The following is a 13,994-nucleotide window of genomic DNA, read 5'->3' as shown; positions in this document are numbered from 1 at the left end:
ACTTTCTCGCCCCATCTTCTAATACCTGACTTAATTTTTTAATGATTTAATTACCCCTCTGGCTATCACTCTATTTGTCGTTAATTCAAATTTCATTCCAGGTTTGATTAAATGATTCGGTGCCTCTTCTTTCTCATGGAAAGCTAAATACAAGTCTGCAGTTGTATCTCTTTGAGTATTTGGAGAGTTGTGAAATTCAATTACTGCACTCCATAAGCCATTTATTAACTCCCTATCTTCTTCAAAGATGATCGGTATTGAGAAGTTTCCAACTGGAATAATACTTTGCCCGCCTTCTTCGGCAGTCAGGAAATATATCTTTACCGTTCCTACTGTCTTCATGATTTTATCAACTCTCTCACCTTATTTCAGATAACGTTGTTGTAATCACGATCCGAGAACCTAAAGGCACTTTAGCTGCCGGCCGCGACTGCGGTTAAGTTCGCAGGGTTATCTGCCTGACTCGACTTCTTCTAGGCTTTGCCAGGAGCCGCAGCGTGAATACGGCGTTATAGGATGTCAGCGTCCTCTTCGAAGTACTCATAATTAGTTAATTCCTAGCCATATTTCTAATGATCAATTCTGGTGAAGACTTCGTAGAATTCCTATCAAAATGAGAATGTCCCGAATATGAAGTAGCAAGATGGGAACAGCTGTGTAAAAGCAACTTTAAACCGAGTTGTGATGTATTTATTATCGCTAAATCTTTATCTGCTTTTATTTTAAGTTGTTCTTCATACTTCCAATGTTCCCATGTGTCCCATACAGTTTCATCATGTAAATTCACCAAAGGAAGTTTGATAATTTCCGGTTTAATATAACTTAACGATTTCTTAATTTTTCTAATATCCTTCTTTGTTAGAGGATTGACGGCTCCGTTAAAAATAAATAAATCTGTATTCTCTGTTCCTTCTCGTTCTAAAAATATAACATCATTACTTTTCATTGAATGTTGAATTAAACTTGCCAAAATGAACATTTCACCACTGTCCGCTGCATCGATTAATAGGAAATGTCCATTTTCTTCTTTGACTGTTATATTGAATATCTTTTGATTTAACACCAGCGTGTTAATGGCATGAGAACCGATTTTATTTGTTATTCGTGTTATAAAAATTATAAAAATCGACATTTTTAAGACTCCAATGATTATCGTTTTTTAAATTTACGCTGATTTCCTATAACTTCATATTTACCTATTTTCTCAATATACTTGTCATCTGCTTTGTCGTGAGCCATGGTAAAACAACCGCTCCAAATATCCCATCCAATTAGTTATCTCTTTCTTACCAATTCAAATTGCTCTTTTAAAAGCTCAACTTTTCAAATTTTAGCTGTTCCCCAAACAACTGATATGTAAGGTTTTGTCCTTAAAGTTAAAGTTTTAAATCGTTCATCCTGGAATAACAACAAAATAAATTCCGAGTTTCCTTGTTTTTTTATTTCTATTCCATAAACTTCTTCTAATGCAAGTTCTAATATGACCTTGTTTTCTTGATGCCATCTCATATAAACATATGAGATACTTGGTTCTATATCAAACTCTAACACATCAGTTTCTCGTTTTAGAATGAACCTCCATTGTTTATAGTAGTCAGGAACATCCAATTCCTCTAAGGTTACTTGCGGTTCACATTCAAAAATATTAATAAGTTCGTGTTCTTCTGGAAAAATCTCCATCCTTTGAACCACCTTAGTATGATTAATAAAATCGTGCTTTCGTTCAGTTTGCTTTCATTAGTCTACTTATTACTTCATCTTTGACGCTTTCAGTTATGCCAGTTCTAAACTCAGTTTCTATAAGGAATGGCTCTAAATCGCCCATTTTTTCTTCATCATCTATAATCACGAAACATTCTAAACCATTACAACCTTCTAAGTATGCCTTAATTTCAGTCCCTCTGATTGTTTCATCGTTGAAGGAAGGTGTTAGACCTATTACGCAATCTTCAATACCATTAGACTGAAATATTGACTGTAATTGAGCCAATGTTCTACCTTCTCTCCACGATGAAGATATGACGACTTTTGCTCCTGTGGCATTAAGAATCTCAATTAGATTTTGAACACAGGTCTTGTCGAATGTATGAGCAAAATACTTATCACTTGGTATTAATGAATTTGTTGTAACTAATACTCCGTCAATATCTAAAAAGATTAACTTCAAGCAAATCACCCCAAATACAATCCTTCTTTTATCAAAGTACTATCACCAGCCCATTATACCATATGTTGGAATTTATATAATGCTGTATCGCTCCATGTTTCACTCATAGTCGAGCGGTGGAAGTGCTAAACCCCTTCCACTATTCAAACAACTTCATTTTTAATGTAACCCCCACCTCTAATTACATAACAACACCAGAACTCCTAGACAGCCTTCTAAGGCATGTTTGAATCCCACCGAATGGCTTTTTCCACACTCCTATCAAAGCCTTTCAGAAGCCCATACAGCCCCTACCATTATTTACTTTGTCAAAGAGTATACTTTTTGACAATGAGTAATCATTCAGATGTGGGGCTATAGGCGCTTCATAAAGGAATTAGTCTGATTGCCATCTCCTCTCTATCATGAAGTCTTGAATCACAGCTTAGAGGGCTTTCTAGGCGTTCTGGTGATGTTGTAAAGTCAGGGTGGGGTGGTTTACATCATCTATGCTCATGTCGGTTTCATAAATGCAGTCAACACTTCTACAGCCCCGGTAAGGATGAATTATGATGCATACGATTACACATAACAATTCCAACATATGGTACAATTGAATCAATAAATAAGGGTGGTAAGAAGGCGATTTTAATGAAAGACATGCAATACTTCATTTGGATTGAAGCGGAACATTGGTCTCAAGGAGAATGGAACATATACGATGGTAATACTGATGCAATAGTTACATTTGAAGATGGGTCAAGATGGGTTGCTTCATTTTTTACTTACAAGAACATACAGACTCTCGCAGAAAAGAATCAACAAACTGGAGAGTGTTTACAAGGAAAGTATTTTTGGGGTAGTGACATGGTACTGGTGGATGAATGCAGTCGTATTCGCATTGAAGAAGTGGTTGAGCATTTGATATTCAAAGGAGACTTTGAAGTTATATTTGATAAATGTGTCGAGGTTAACATGGACGAATGAAGGTAGGATTCTATCGCTAAGGGGATTGTTTAGCATGAAAATGCAGGATGTATTGAAGCAAATCGTAAAAGAAACCATTGCTCCCTTGTTTAAAGTAGAAGGCTTTAAGAAGCAGGGCAATAACTTTGCCTATGTATGTTCTGACTTTTCTGCGACAGTGAACATTCAGTCATCAAAGTGGAATACAGAAGATGAAGTTGAGTTCTTTTTCAATACAGGCATTTATATAGATAAATTATTTGGAACAGTTCATCTATATCCGAAACCATCATTTCCAATGGAAATAGACTCAGTTTTACGGATTCGTGGCACAGAACTAACGAAAAAGTACGACAAGTTCTGCTATAAGCACCAAACAGTGCGAAAAGCAGGAGATTACACGAGTAATCTTAACTTTACAACCAAGGATGGGAACGACGGAACCATGTATCCCGAAACCATCCCGCCAATACTCCTGCGTGCGTCATGTTTAACAGAATATGAGGTATGAAGTACAGGTAGATTCGGCAGAACGAAGGCTATAGCCATTCGAATAGAAAAAGGTATGCCAACGGATATGTCGCGCGGCTGAAAAACTAGATATGGTGAGAATGTTCAAACAGACTGAACTGACGAACTTCCGAATGTACAGGTCTAAAGTTAGAGCATATGGAAACATATGCACCATCAAACGATGGGGTGAGCGGCGTAAAGTAAGAATTTCTTCTATGAAATACGCTATGCCGAACAATGGTGGCATTGGTCTCACAGGCTTAGAGGAAGCACCTAAGTCTAGAAAGAATAGCTAGGATGTAAGGGACTTGGAAAGCAAGGGACGTTGCAACAAGGGCTGTTACCCAAAACGGTTGTTATAAGGCGCATGCCGAAATACATTAATCCTTGTGAGGGCAGGGGCACGACTGGTGAAACTCCTGTAATGGGAGTGGAGGAATAGCCCCAAGTCTAACTGAAAAGAACGATTGTTTTCCAAGCGTGAATTGCACCGATCAGGTAGGAACGTGGGGACATCAATGGATGCCACAGTGCAAGCTACTAGGATGACCTAACAGTCTATATCCTTGAGTAACGAGGAACTTATGATCTAGTAAAGTCAGTTAGAGGGAACGCCGGATGCCGGGAAACTGGCACGTCCGGTGTGGCGCAGGGGAAAAGCTGGAGATCACATCAAATGCTTACCTATTGCAACCGATAGTTGGTACAGATTGACAATCGATACTAATGTTGAACAACTTAAACGAATGATAATAAAAGACATTACAGAGTATATACTCCCTCACCTTCGGCAATTTGAAAGCATTAACGATGTAATCAGGGTAATGGAGTTACGTGAGAAAGATGAGATTTATGAGAATCCCCATTATTTAACGGTAATCTACTGCTCAATAGGTGAAATGGAAAAAGCACAGGGGCGCATGGCAAGAGTGTTTAATGAATTGAAGTTGGACTCGCAAAAGGAATTTGCTAGAGGATTGGCTAACCGATTAGGTCTACACGTATACTTAAGGAAGTAAAAACCACTCCATTAGCAGAGTGGCTTTTGTCTTTATATACTGATGTATATTTTGTGGTCAAACCGTACTTTATGCTTAGATAGATTGCTGTGACCCGTATCACAAATAATGAGCGATAATAAATAGCCGTCCCACACGCTCTATTGTCCGTACTGAAACATGCTACCCATTAAGCTGTACTTTAACGTAATGAAGCTACCGATTGTGCTGGTAGTTTCGTCTATTAATGTTTATTCAACTCTAGTTTCCCTTTAACTTTATAAAGTCTGAGTCTATTCTCCTGTATTACGTAACAAAGAGACTTATCTTCTACGAATTATCCCTCAAAATGTCCAAGTACTCATCAAACTTCTTTAAGTCATCAAGTGCATCCTGTATTATATCTTCTACTTCTCCGTAAATTCCTTCTGTAGCTAAATAATATCCGTCACTTAACCGATCTAAAAATGAAAATTGATCTGCTATAAATACTATAAATATCTAATGTATAAAGCAATGACTACTTCTTATTATAGTCCATACAACCTCAGCGCAGGATCCCCAGCGACCGCAACGGGTTTATCCTTGAAGCCCGGATGATCCGCCTTCTCAACACTGGCATAGAAGCTCTCGCAGTCCGCTAGGAATATCGTTCTTTCCTTTGCTTTGCTCACCGTAATCCCCCTCGCATATTCATAAGCATGGTCATAAGTTCTGCTTTAACCAAGCTGCGAAGCATCGTGAAATGGTGAATGTAACCGCGTACTTTGTATTCAACGTTGATCCCTAAGGCATTCATTTCGGTATGAATCACTTTAATGTCTCTTTTTTTCATGCTGCTCTTCAGCTGCTGCAATTGCGGGTAAATGGCATTCTCAACCTCTCTCAAATAAAAAAGTACATGATTGTACACAATTTTATCCTTGTAAACCTTGAGCTCCTCCATATCCCTTGCCAGCATATCGAGCAAAATGGGCAACAGCGTAAATTCCTTAATAAGTTGAACATCCTCATCCGTCTCAATTCTTGAGCTCACCTTCATTTTATCCCCACCACCATATGCGAACATATATTCGTGTTACTTATTATATACCGAACATGTATTCGTTATGCAAGTAATTTTAATTGGAAATAAAATACACCATGCAGATGAGCATTTCAGCTCGGCTGCACGGTGCTTTTTACTTCGTTTAACGAAATATCGCCCACAGTCGGATTAAGTGAAAAGTTTTGGAAGGATCGATCTTTTGAGCCACAATAAATTCGAGGATTTGCGCCGTCTGATTGCCGTTCAGCTCCTCGCCGAAGATCGTGGTCGCAAGCTGGGTGAGGCGAGCAACCTCTGTGTGATTTTGCAAATCAGCCTTGGTGACGCCTTGCAGCAGCAATTTGATACGCTCCTTGATCTCTGGGTTCTTCAACTTAAACTTCACACGCTCCACGAGCGCAGGATCGATGCCATACTGCCGATAGCCCATCTTCGCGACCTCCGATCTGCTTTCCTGCTACTAGCATATGAGTGCAGCGAGGCGAACTTGCCTCCTATCAGGAACCTTCGGCAGAGTGGATTTTATCCAATAAAATCAGCTTTAGCGCGGTTGAATCGTCGTTTCATTGGAATTTATCCAATCGATTGCCTTGGAATCAACTTGGAATCGCCGAGTCCGGGCTATTTCTGAGATTTCCACTGGATATATCCAATGAAACCGGCATTTTTGTCGCAAACTGGTGAGATCCATTGGATTTTATCCAGTGTAGGAAATGAACATCTGCAAGATAGCCACAGATCGCCTTCCCAAGCCATCCCTCAAGACTAATTTGCTGGTGACGGTGGAGTTAATTAGAAGGTTGGGAGCGTATATAGAGCATTGATACAGGGCAAGCAGCTTAATCTTGGTCGATGCAGCAGCAGACAGGGAATCTCTATCCAAAAAACAAGAGGCTGCTCGCCAGGTTTTTCACCTTCGGAGACAACCTCTCAAATTTTTACATATAAATAGCAATCAGAATGACACAGATGCAATTGAGCACGACTAGGAGCGGAATACCGATCACAAACGACATATGTTTGGTCTTGTGGCGCCATACGCGCATGCCCAGCCAACCGCCAATCCCGCCACCGAGCGCAGCCAGTGTAAAAAGCCGTTTCTCCGGCACGCGGCGGCCGCCTTTTTTGGCCTGTCCTTTGTCATGTCCCATTTCTATAAACGTAATGATATTCATCAGCAATAAATAAACAAGAAAATAAGTCAAATGCGGGACACCTTCATTTCAGAAAATAGTAAACTCTACTTTCTATCTTAAAAGCGAACGCGCATGCGGTCAATATCTACGACGAACACGCCCAAATTAGGGCCGGCAATGCCTACCCGCCAAACGCTGCCAAACGCTCGCTGCTAATCCAGCACTTCGCTATCAAAAATATGCGAGCGCTCCAAATAGGTTCTCAGAGACAGATAGGAAGCGCCCGTCCAGAAGGACGAGTCGCCGACGAGCTCAGCCGCATCATCGCGCGCCTCTTCCATGACTTCGAAATCCGCCATCATGTCGGCGACGCGGAACTCCGGCAGCCCGCTCTGCTTCGTGCCGAAGAAGTCCCCCGGCCCGCGCAGCTCCAGGTCGCGGCGGGCGATTTCGAAGCCGTCCGTCGTCTCCGTCATCGCCTTCATGCGCTCCTTGCCGACCTCGGTCTTCGGGTCGGCGATGAGCACGCAGAAGGACTGATGCTCGCCGCGGCCAACCCGCCCGCGCAGCTGATGCAGCTGCGACAGGCCGAAGCGGTCGGCGTCGTAGATCACCATCAGCGTGGCATTCGGCACGTCCACGCCAACCTCGATGACCGTGGTCGAGACGAGCGCCTCCACGGTCCCTTCCTTGAAAGCGCGCATGATCGCTTCCTTCTCCTGCGCGCTCATCCGCCCGTGCAGCAGGCCGATCCGCATCTGCGGGAAATGCTGCTGCAGCTGAATGTGGACGTCGATCGCATTCTGCACGTCCAGCTTGTCCGACTCTTCGATGAGCGGACAAATTACATACGCCTGCCGGCCTGCGGCCACCTCGCGCTGGATAAAGCCCAGTACGCGTTCCAGCATCGCATGCTGCACCGCGTACGTCTTGATCGGCTTGCGCCCCTTCGGCAGCTCGCGCAGCGTCGACACATCCATGTCGCCGAAGGCAGTAATCGCCAGCGTGCGCGGAATCGGCGTCGCCGTCATCGTCAGCACATCAGGCTGCATCCCCTTGCGCCGCAGAATGCTGCGCTGGTTCACCCCGAAGCGGTGCTGCTCGTCCGTCACAACAAGGCCCAGCTGCCGGAAGTAAACGTCCTCTTGGATAAGCGCGTGCGTGCCTACAAGCACGTCGATCAGCCCCATCTGCAAGGAGGCGAGCAGATCCCGCCGCTGACGGTCGGTCGAGCTGCCGGTCAGCAGGGCCACCTGCATCCCGTAAGGCTCGAACAAGCTAGTTAGAGAGCGCTTGTGCTGCTCGGCCAAGATCTCCGTCGGCACCATCAGCGCGCCTTGGTAGCCGGCCTTCACGGTCGCGTAGAGGCCTATGGCCGCGACGATCGTCTTGCCTGCACCGACATCGCCCTGCAGCAGTCGATTCATGCTGTAAGGCTCCTGCATGTCGTGCAGGAGCTCAGCGACGACCTTCTTCTGCGACTCCGTCAGCTGGAAGGGCAGCGCGCGCACGAAGGCGCGGACAGCAGGCAAGTCCACCTGCTGCTTAAGCCCGTCCGCCCGGCTGCGCGTCACGGCGCGGTAAGCCTGCAGCTTGAGCTGGAACAGGAACAGCTCCTCATAGACCATGCGCCTGCGCGCCTGCTTGCCTTCCTCCACGCCGCTCGGCGTGTGGATGACCGCCAGCGCCTTGCTGCGCGGCATGAACCCGTACCTGCCGGTCAGGCTCTCTGGCAGCACTTCACTGATCATGGCGCTGTACTGCGTCAGCGCCTGCGCAATGATCTTGCGCATCCACTTCTGCGTAATCGAGCCTGCAACCGAATATACCGGCTGGATCGTGCCGGTATTCGAATCCCCTTGTCCGGGAAACTCCGAATCGGACACGCTCATTTGCCTGCGCCTCGCGTCCCATTTGCCAGTCAGGATAATCTCCTGCTGAGGCCGCAAGCGGTCCTTCAAGAAGTGGCGGTTAAACCACACCGCCATCAGCAAGAACTCATCGACCATCACCTTGCAGGATAGCCGGGACTTGCCGCTGTAGCGCTGCAGCACCGGCTCGCCGATGATATAGCCCTTCACGGTGACGCGGTCGCCGTCCTTTACGCTCGCCAAATCGCGGACCGTATAATCCTCATACCGGAACGGCACATATTCCAGTAAATCCATAACCGTAAAAACGCCCATGGCGTTTAGCTCAAGTGCCTTCTGAGCGCCAACACCATGGACTTCGCGTACTGCAATTTGATTTAAATCCATATCCTTATACCGTACTCACGAAGGCTGCGATGGTGCCTGGGCCTGCATGTGCGCCAATCACCGGACCAAGCGTAATATAGTCCACATGCTCCACAGCGAATTGCTGCATAATGGCTTCCCTCAACAGCTCCGCGCCTTCCCTATTGTTGGCATGAGCGATATGCATACTGCGGATGCTGCGGCTCGGAATATCGGCAGCCAGCAGCTCCAGAATACGGGCAATCGCTTTTTTGTGACCGCGCACCTTATCAATGGCCGCTACTTCACCCTCGCGATCCAAGGAAAGGATCGGCTTAATGTTTAATAATGAACCAAACAGTGCAGAGGCTTTGCCGATTCGGCCGCCTTTTTGCAGAAATTCCAGCGTATCCACAAGAAAATAAATGTAAAAGTTCTCTCTCATCGTTTGGACAAGCGCCAAAATTTCTGCTGCACTTTTCCCTGCTCTAGCGGCCCTTGCAGCAGCTACGACCAACGCGCCGATTCCATAAGAGGCAGAACGAGAATCAACCACATGCACTTTGGCTGCTTCATCCTCCAGCATCGTGGAAGCCAGCAAAGCGGACTGGTATGTCCCACTCAGCACAGAAGCCAGATGAATGGAGATGACCTCCGTATCCGGTTCCTCCAGTAGGCTCTGATAAAGACTCAGAAACTCCGCAGGAGAAGGCTGTGACGTTCTCGGGAAATGGGAGGACGAAGTCAGCTTCGGATAAAATGCCTCCGACTGCAGCGTTACCGCATCTAAATACTGTTCATCGCCAAAATGAATCTTGAGCGGCACCATCTCGATGTTAAGCTCTTGCCTGAGTGCCAAAGGGATGTCGGCCGTACTGTCCGTTACGATACGAATTGTCAACAGGACTCACTCCATTTCATGCAATCATCCATTGCGGGTACGATCGTTTATTCAACAGAGAACAGGTAGGCATACAAAGGCTGTCCACCAGGATGAAGCTCGACTTCCATTTCCGGGTACATGGCCTGGATGAACGCTTCGAGTTCTTCGGTTTCTTCCTCCTTGGCATCTTCTCCCGTGAGGATGGTAACGATTTCGCTGCCTTCTTCAATCATTTCTTCCAGCAGCTTTTTGCAAGCATCCATCAGACTTGGCTGGGACGACACAATCCGGCCATCTTGAATGCCGATAAAATGCCCCTGCTTAATCTCAATGCCGTCCATGCTCGTATCGCGCACGGCATACGTAACTTGGCCCGATTTGACACGCCCCAGCGACTCGTTCATCGCTTCTGTATTCGTATTCGGATCCGCCTTCTCTTGGAAAGCCAGAATCGCGGCAAGGCCTTGCGGAATCGATTTCGAAGGGATTACAACGAGTGTCTTGTTATCCACTAAATCGACAGCCTGCTGAGCCGCCAATATAATATTCGAATTGTTCGGCAGCACATAGATGGTTTGCGCATCAATGCTGTTGACGGCATTCACAATATCCTCCGTGCTCGGATTCATCGTCTGTCCGCCGGACAGAACAACATCAACGCCTACACTGGATAAAATGTCGGTAATCCCGTCCCCCAGAGCAACCGCAACAAAACCATAGGCTTTGCCTGGTGCTGCCAGTCCTGTCGTTTCCGCAGCAAACGAATGAGGCGCCTCGTATCCGCCTGCCATGTCTTCCAATATATGTGAATGCTGATCGCGCATATTTTCAATTTTGATACGACTAAGTGCCCCGTAATTCATGGCTTGGTTCATCACTTCACCTGGATATTCGGCGTGAATATGCACCTTTACCAATTCCTCGTCGGCGACAACTAGCAGAGAATCTCCCAACTTGCTCAGTTGATCGCGGAATGCGATTTCATTGAAAGTCAGCCCCTTGACCTTGCCGGGCACAATTGTCAGCATAAACTCCGTGCAATAGCCGAATTCAATGTCTTCCGTAGCCAAATGTGCTTGAGCCGGCAAATGCGCGTGCACTTCCTTGGCCAAGTTCATGCCGGGAACAAGGGAAACTGCGTCCAACCGCGTATCCATCGTTGCATAATCATCTTCTTCACGAACCAGACCGCCGCTCAGCGACGCCACAAAGCCTTCATAGACGCAGACCAGTCCTTGACCGCCTGCATCCACCACACCAACTTGCTTAAGCACAGCAAGCTGCTCAGGCGTTCTGGCGAGCGCTTCCTTCGCTTTGCTCAGAACCTCCTGCATCAGATCCAACAAATCGTTGCCGCGCCGATACTGCACCGCGTGCTTGGCTGCTTCTTTGGATACGGTCAAAATCGTGCCTTCTACAGGCTTCACAACAGCTTTGTAGGCTGTTTCTACACCTTGCTGCAGCGCCGCTGCAAATTGCTGTACATTTACATGCTCAAGATCGTGCACATGCTTCGCGAATCCGCGAAACAACTGTGACAAAATAACCCCTGAGTTGCCTCTGGCGCCCATCAGTAACCCTTTGGACAATGCATCAGCTGCTTTCCCAATATGAGAGGATGGCTTCTTCTTCAGTTCCTCACAGCCTGCCGTGAGAGTTAAATTCATGTTGGTGCCGGTATCTCCATCGGGTACAGGGAAAACGTTCAATCCATTAACCTTGTCTACATTTCGGCGAAGGTTATCCGCACCCGCCAAGACCATGGCAGTGAAGTCATTTCCATTTATTGAAATAAAGCGCTTACTCAAAGTGATTCCCCTTCCTGGTTACGGGCTTTTATTTAGCTACTCGAACGCCTTGAACAAAAATGTTCACATCGTCCACCTGAAGCCCTACGACTTCATTCAAAATATATTTAACTTTCGTTTGGACGTTGCCTGCAACTACGGATATTTTGGTTCCATAGCTGACAATAATATAAAGATCAATTTCGAGTCGCCCGTTCTCACGACGAACTTCGACACCGCGGCTTAAATTGTCCCGGCCCAGCAGCTCTGCTATCCCGTCTTTTAATTGCTTTCTAGTTGCCATACCAACAAGTCCATAACAATCTAACGCAGCGGAACCCGCCAGAGTTGAAATCACTTCATTGGTTATGTACACTTTTCCATACTCGGTTGTGAGTTCAATTGGCATCATCTAAACAACTCCTTCAAATTTCCCTTCAAAACTACCTATGTAAGCATTCCCATTCCCGCTCTGCCTGACAAATCTGCCGCAAACTATGTACTTGGAATGTGGAGTAATCTTCATTGTACTATAACATACTAAATAAATAAACGGCAAAAAAGCAGGTAATTCGTTGACTAGGCTCCTTTTGCTATGATATTATGTCTAAGTGTGTTTTTGCTGGTTATAACATGAATCGCAAGAAGCAATGTCTAAATTTGAGGAAAGCTGTCATGTCAAGCTTAGGCTTGCCACCCAGGCTGCTTTGTATACTGCCGAAGGAGGTGTCAAACATGTCCCGCAAATGTTTCATTACAGGTAAAAGTCCAAGTTCAGGTAATCACGTGTCCCACGCTAACAATAAAAACAAGCGTACTTGGGGAGTTAACGTTCAAAAGGTTCGCATCCTCGTTGATGGTAAACCAAAACGGGTTTACGTAAGTACTCGTGCGTTGAAATCCGGTAAAGTGGCTCGCGTTTAATTGCAGCTTCTGATACTTACACTTTCGATGTAAAAGACAAAAAGCACCTTATCGGTGCTTTTTTTGCTTTTCTGGGGAGATAGCTAACTATGTGCTTCCTAGTTTTTGCTGAACGTATTAAGCACGGCCTTCACGAATCCACCCAAAAATCTTGGTAGCTTGATTGTGTAGAACTTCATTCTCTACCCCTCCTTAGAGTTTTCGTCAGAAAACTGACTTGGTGAGCATTTGGCTAAGCGTTTTCGTCAGAAAACTGACTTCGTGAGCATGGAACTTGCGTTTTTCGAAAGAAAGCTACCTCGTAAGCTACACTGTTTGCATAACTGCTCCTTAGCATCGTTACAACAGTATATGCCAGGGTCGCAAAAAAGTACCCTCTATTTTACTTTCTCCCGTAAATTCGCTTCCAGAAAGCAAAAAAAGCTACAAGAGCGCTTCACTCTTGTAACTATATGTATGCAGCTACGATGGCGTTATGCCCAGCTGCGTATAAAGTGCAACACATAAACTGAAAATAAAATATAAAAGAATCGTCAACACAATGAACCATACACGAAAGCTAATTTGCTCGAACTGGCGAAAAAAACGTATCCCCACATACAAGGTGCCAAGTGAAAAAATGTACTTTGTCACGCCTTGTATATTCGAAAAGCAGGTTAACAAAATGCCGCAAAGCACACTGTACATGATCAACCAGAGAAATCTCATCGTCCCGCTCCCCTCTACCCGCGAATTCGACGGATAGCCTCAGCACGATCTGACTGCCCGAATACCGCATTGCCAGCGACCAGCACATCCGCTCCGGCCTCTGCCACCTGGCGAGCCGTAACTTCATTAATCCCGCCGTCCACTTCGATATGCAGCCCGCTTAACCCCTTGGCATTCGCCTGCTCGCGCAAAGCCCGAATTTTGTTCAGCATGCCCGGAATGAAAGCTTGACCGCCGAAGCCGGGATTCACCGTCATAATCAGAACAAGATCCAACTGCTCGTCCAGCACATGCTCAATGAGTGAAATCGGTGTTGCAGGATTAAGCACAACCCCAGCTTTCACGCCGCTTTGCTTAATAAGATGCAGCGTCCGATGCAGATGCGTACAAGCTTCTACATGAACCGAGATCAAATCAGCGCCCGCCTTGACGAAATCTGGGATATAGCGATCCGGCTGTTCAATCATCAAATGCACGTCAAGCGGCAGCTTCGTCACCGGGCGTATCGCTTCAACAACCAACGGACCGATTGTAATATTCGGCACGAAATGGCCGTCCATGACATCGACGTGAATCCAATCTGCTCCGCCAAGCTCCGCTTCTTTAATTTCTTCCCCAAGCTTAGCGAAGTTAGCTGATAAAATAGAAGGTGCTACATATACCATCCGT

At 45.8% G+C, this 13,994-nt stretch carries 17 protein-coding genes and 1 pseudogene; 3 read left to right on the top strand and 15 right to left on the bottom strand.

What is annotated here, in order from left to right; all coding sequences use genetic code 11:
* Positions 1-30: 30 nt before the first annotated feature.
* The 4 genes from HQN90_RS05835 to HQN90_RS05820 all read right to left on the bottom strand — a co-directional run bounded on the left by HQN90_RS05835 (position 31) and on the right by HQN90_RS05820 (position 2,167).
* Complete coding sequence (locus tag HQN90_RS05835) at positions 31-342, bottom strand: hypothetical protein (protein WP_173216866.1); 312 nt, start codon at positions 340-342, stop codon at positions 31-33.
* 208 nt (positions 343-550) lie between these two features.
* Positions 551-1,132 (bottom strand): hypothetical protein, encoded by a 582-nt coding sequence (locus HQN90_RS05830; RefSeq protein WP_173216865.1) that lies wholly within the window; start codon positions 1,130-1,132, stop codon positions 551-553.
* A 191-nt stretch (positions 1,133-1,323) separates the two neighbouring features.
* Complete coding sequence (locus HQN90_RS05825; RefSeq protein WP_173216864.1) at positions 1,324-1,680, bottom strand: hypothetical protein; 357 nt, start codon at positions 1,678-1,680, stop codon at positions 1,324-1,326.
* Between the two features lie 43 nt (positions 1,681-1,723).
* Positions 1,724-2,167, bottom strand: a complete 444-nt coding sequence (locus tag HQN90_RS05820) for an HAD domain-containing protein (RefSeq protein WP_173216863.1) — start codon at positions 2,165-2,167, stop codon at positions 1,724-1,726.
* A gap of 630 nt (positions 2,168-2,797) precedes the next feature.
* On the opposite strand from HQN90_RS05820, the gene HQN90_RS05815 reads away from it, so the two are divergent.
* Together HQN90_RS05815 and HQN90_RS05810 are read left to right on the top strand one after the other, a co-directional pair.
* Positions 2,798-3,133, top strand: a complete 336-nt coding sequence (locus tag HQN90_RS05815) for a hypothetical protein (RefSeq protein WP_173216862.1) — start codon at positions 2,798-2,800, stop codon at positions 3,131-3,133.
* Between the two features lie 34 nt (positions 3,134-3,167).
* Positions 3,168-3,623: a DUF4304 domain-containing protein gene (locus HQN90_RS05810; protein WP_173216861.1), complete on the top strand. Its 456-nt coding sequence runs from the start codon at positions 3,168-3,170 to the stop codon at positions 3,621-3,623.
* Between the two features lie 1,545 nt (positions 3,624-5,168).
* On the opposite strand, the pseudogene HQN90_RS05805 reads toward HQN90_RS05810, so the two are convergent.
* The 8 genes and pseudogenes from HQN90_RS05805 to HQN90_RS05770 form a co-directional block, all read right to left on the bottom strand.
* A pseudogene (locus HQN90_RS05805) lies at positions 5,169-5,297 on the bottom strand (Y-family DNA polymerase); the annotation flags it as partial.
* Positions 5,294-5,665, bottom strand: coding sequence for a YhjD family protein (locus HQN90_RS05800; RefSeq protein ID WP_173216860.1), 372 nt, complete (start codon positions 5,663-5,665; stop codon positions 5,294-5,296). The pseudogene HQN90_RS05805 and the gene HQN90_RS05800, both read right to left, overlap by 4 nt.
* A 148-nt stretch (positions 5,666-5,813) precedes the next feature.
* Entirely contained in the window at positions 5,814-6,101 is a 288-nt protein-coding gene (locus HQN90_RS05795) for a stage VI sporulation protein F (protein WP_173216859.1), read from the bottom strand.
* A 508-nt stretch (positions 6,102-6,609) separates the two neighbouring features.
* Positions 6,610-6,876, bottom strand: coding sequence for a DUF1294 domain-containing protein (locus tag HQN90_RS05790; RefSeq protein ID WP_208629849.1), 267 nt, complete (start codon positions 6,874-6,876; stop codon positions 6,610-6,612).
* A gap of 143 nt (positions 6,877-7,019) precedes the next feature.
* Complete coding sequence (gene recG / locus HQN90_RS05785) at positions 7,020-9,065, bottom strand: ATP-dependent DNA helicase RecG (RefSeq protein WP_173216858.1); 2,046 nt, start codon at positions 9,063-9,065, stop codon at positions 7,020-7,022.
* A gap of 4 nt (positions 9,066-9,069) precedes the next feature.
* Positions 9,070-9,927 carry a DegV family protein gene (locus HQN90_RS05780; protein WP_079416214.1) on the bottom strand — a complete coding sequence of 286 codons (858 nt, stop codon included), beginning with the start codon at positions 9,925-9,927 and terminating at the stop codon, positions 9,070-9,072.
* 44 nt (positions 9,928-9,971) lie between these two features.
* The gene (locus HQN90_RS05775) at positions 9,972-11,714 is read right to left on the bottom strand and encodes a DAK2 domain-containing protein (protein ID WP_173216857.1); all 1,743 of its coding nucleotides are present in this window, start codon (positions 11,712-11,714) and stop codon (positions 9,972-9,974) included.
* Positions 11,715-11,742: 28 nt separating this feature from the next.
* Positions 11,743-12,102 carry an Asp23/Gls24 family envelope stress response protein gene (locus HQN90_RS05770; RefSeq protein WP_028558212.1) on the bottom strand — a complete coding sequence of 120 codons (360 nt, stop codon included), beginning with the start codon at positions 12,100-12,102 and terminating at the stop codon, positions 11,743-11,745.
* 326 nt (positions 12,103-12,428) lie between these two features.
* Between HQN90_RS05770 and rpmB the strand changes: the two genes are divergently transcribed.
* Positions 12,429-12,617 carry a 50S ribosomal protein L28 gene (gene rpmB / locus HQN90_RS05765; protein WP_029197753.1) on the top strand — a complete coding sequence of 63 codons (189 nt, stop codon included), beginning with the start codon at positions 12,429-12,431 and terminating at the stop codon, positions 12,615-12,617.
* Between the two features lie 98 nt (positions 12,618-12,715).
* Here rpmB and spoVM read toward each other — a convergent pair whose 3' ends face one another.
* The 3 genes from spoVM to rpe form a co-directional block, all read right to left on the bottom strand.
* On the bottom strand, positions 12,716-12,796 hold the full coding sequence (gene spoVM, locus HQN90_RS05760) for a stage V sporulation protein SpoVM (RefSeq protein WP_036634233.1): 81 nt from the start codon (positions 12,794-12,796) through the stop codon (positions 12,716-12,718).
* Between the two features lie 283 nt (positions 12,797-13,079).
* Positions 13,080-13,325, bottom strand: coding sequence for a hypothetical protein (locus tag HQN90_RS05755; RefSeq protein ID WP_173216856.1), 246 nt, complete (start codon positions 13,323-13,325; stop codon positions 13,080-13,082).
* A gap of 14 nt (positions 13,326-13,339) precedes the next feature.
* Positions 13,340-13,990, bottom strand: coding sequence for a ribulose-phosphate 3-epimerase (gene rpe, locus HQN90_RS05750; protein ID WP_173216855.1), 651 nt, complete (start codon positions 13,988-13,990; stop codon positions 13,340-13,342).
* Between the last annotated feature and the right edge of the window lie 4 nt (positions 13,991-13,994).

Origin of the sequence: Paenibacillus alba (genome assembly GCF_013204855.1) — a bacterium.
Classification (GTDB): domain Bacteria; phylum Bacillota; class Bacilli; order Paenibacillales; family NBRC-103111; genus Paenibacillus_E; species Paenibacillus_E alba.
Note: the sequence above shows the minus strand (reverse complement) of the source record. Positions and strands in the feature narration are given on the sequence as shown.

Excerpts from the sequence above, each read along its gene's own strand:
- HQN90_RS05835 (WP_173216866.1), bottom strand. The coding sequence starts at position 342 with ATGAAGACAGTAGGAACGGTAAAGATATATTTCCTGACTGCCGAAGAA.
- HQN90_RS05830 (WP_173216865.1), bottom strand. The coding sequence starts at position 1,132 with ATGTCGATTTTTATAATTTTTATAACACGAATAACAAATAAAATCGGT.
- HQN90_RS05825 (WP_173216864.1), bottom strand. The coding sequence starts at position 1,680 with ATGGAGATTTTTCCAGAAGAACACGAACTTATTAATATTTTTGAATGT.
- HQN90_RS05815 (WP_173216862.1), top strand. The coding sequence starts at position 2,798 with ATGAAAGACATGCAATACTTCATTTGGATTGAAGCGGAACATTGGTCT.
- HQN90_RS05810 (WP_173216861.1), top strand. The coding sequence starts at position 3,168 with ATGAAAATGCAGGATGTATTGAAGCAAATCGTAAAAGAAACCATTGCT.
- HQN90_RS05800 (WP_173216860.1), bottom strand. The coding sequence starts at position 5,665 with ATGAAGGTGAGCTCAAGAATTGAGACGGATGAGGATGTTCAACTTATT.
- HQN90_RS05795 (WP_173216859.1), bottom strand. The coding sequence starts at position 6,101 with ATGGGCTATCGGCAGTATGGCATCGATCCTGCGCTCGTGGAGCGTGTG.
- recG (WP_173216858.1), bottom strand. The coding sequence starts at position 9,065 with ATGGATTTAAATCAAATTGCAGTACGCGAAGTCCATGGTGTTGGCGCT.
- HQN90_RS05770 (WP_028558212.1), bottom strand. The coding sequence starts at position 12,102 with ATGCCAATTGAACTCACAACCGAGTATGGAAAAGTGTACATAACCAAT.
- rpmB (WP_029197753.1), top strand. The coding sequence starts at position 12,429 with ATGTCCCGCAAATGTTTCATTACAGGTAAAAGTCCAAGTTCAGGTAAT.
- spoVM (WP_036634233.1), bottom strand. The coding sequence starts at position 12,796 with ATGAAGTTCTACACAATCAAGCTACCAAGATTTTTGGGTGGATTCGTG.
- HQN90_RS05755 (WP_173216856.1), bottom strand. The coding sequence starts at position 13,325 with ATGAGATTTCTCTGGTTGATCATGTACAGTGTGCTTTGCGGCATTTTG.
- rpe (WP_173216855.1), bottom strand. The coding sequence starts at position 13,990 with ATGGTATATGTAGCACCTTCTATTTTATCAGCTAACTTCGCTAAGCTT.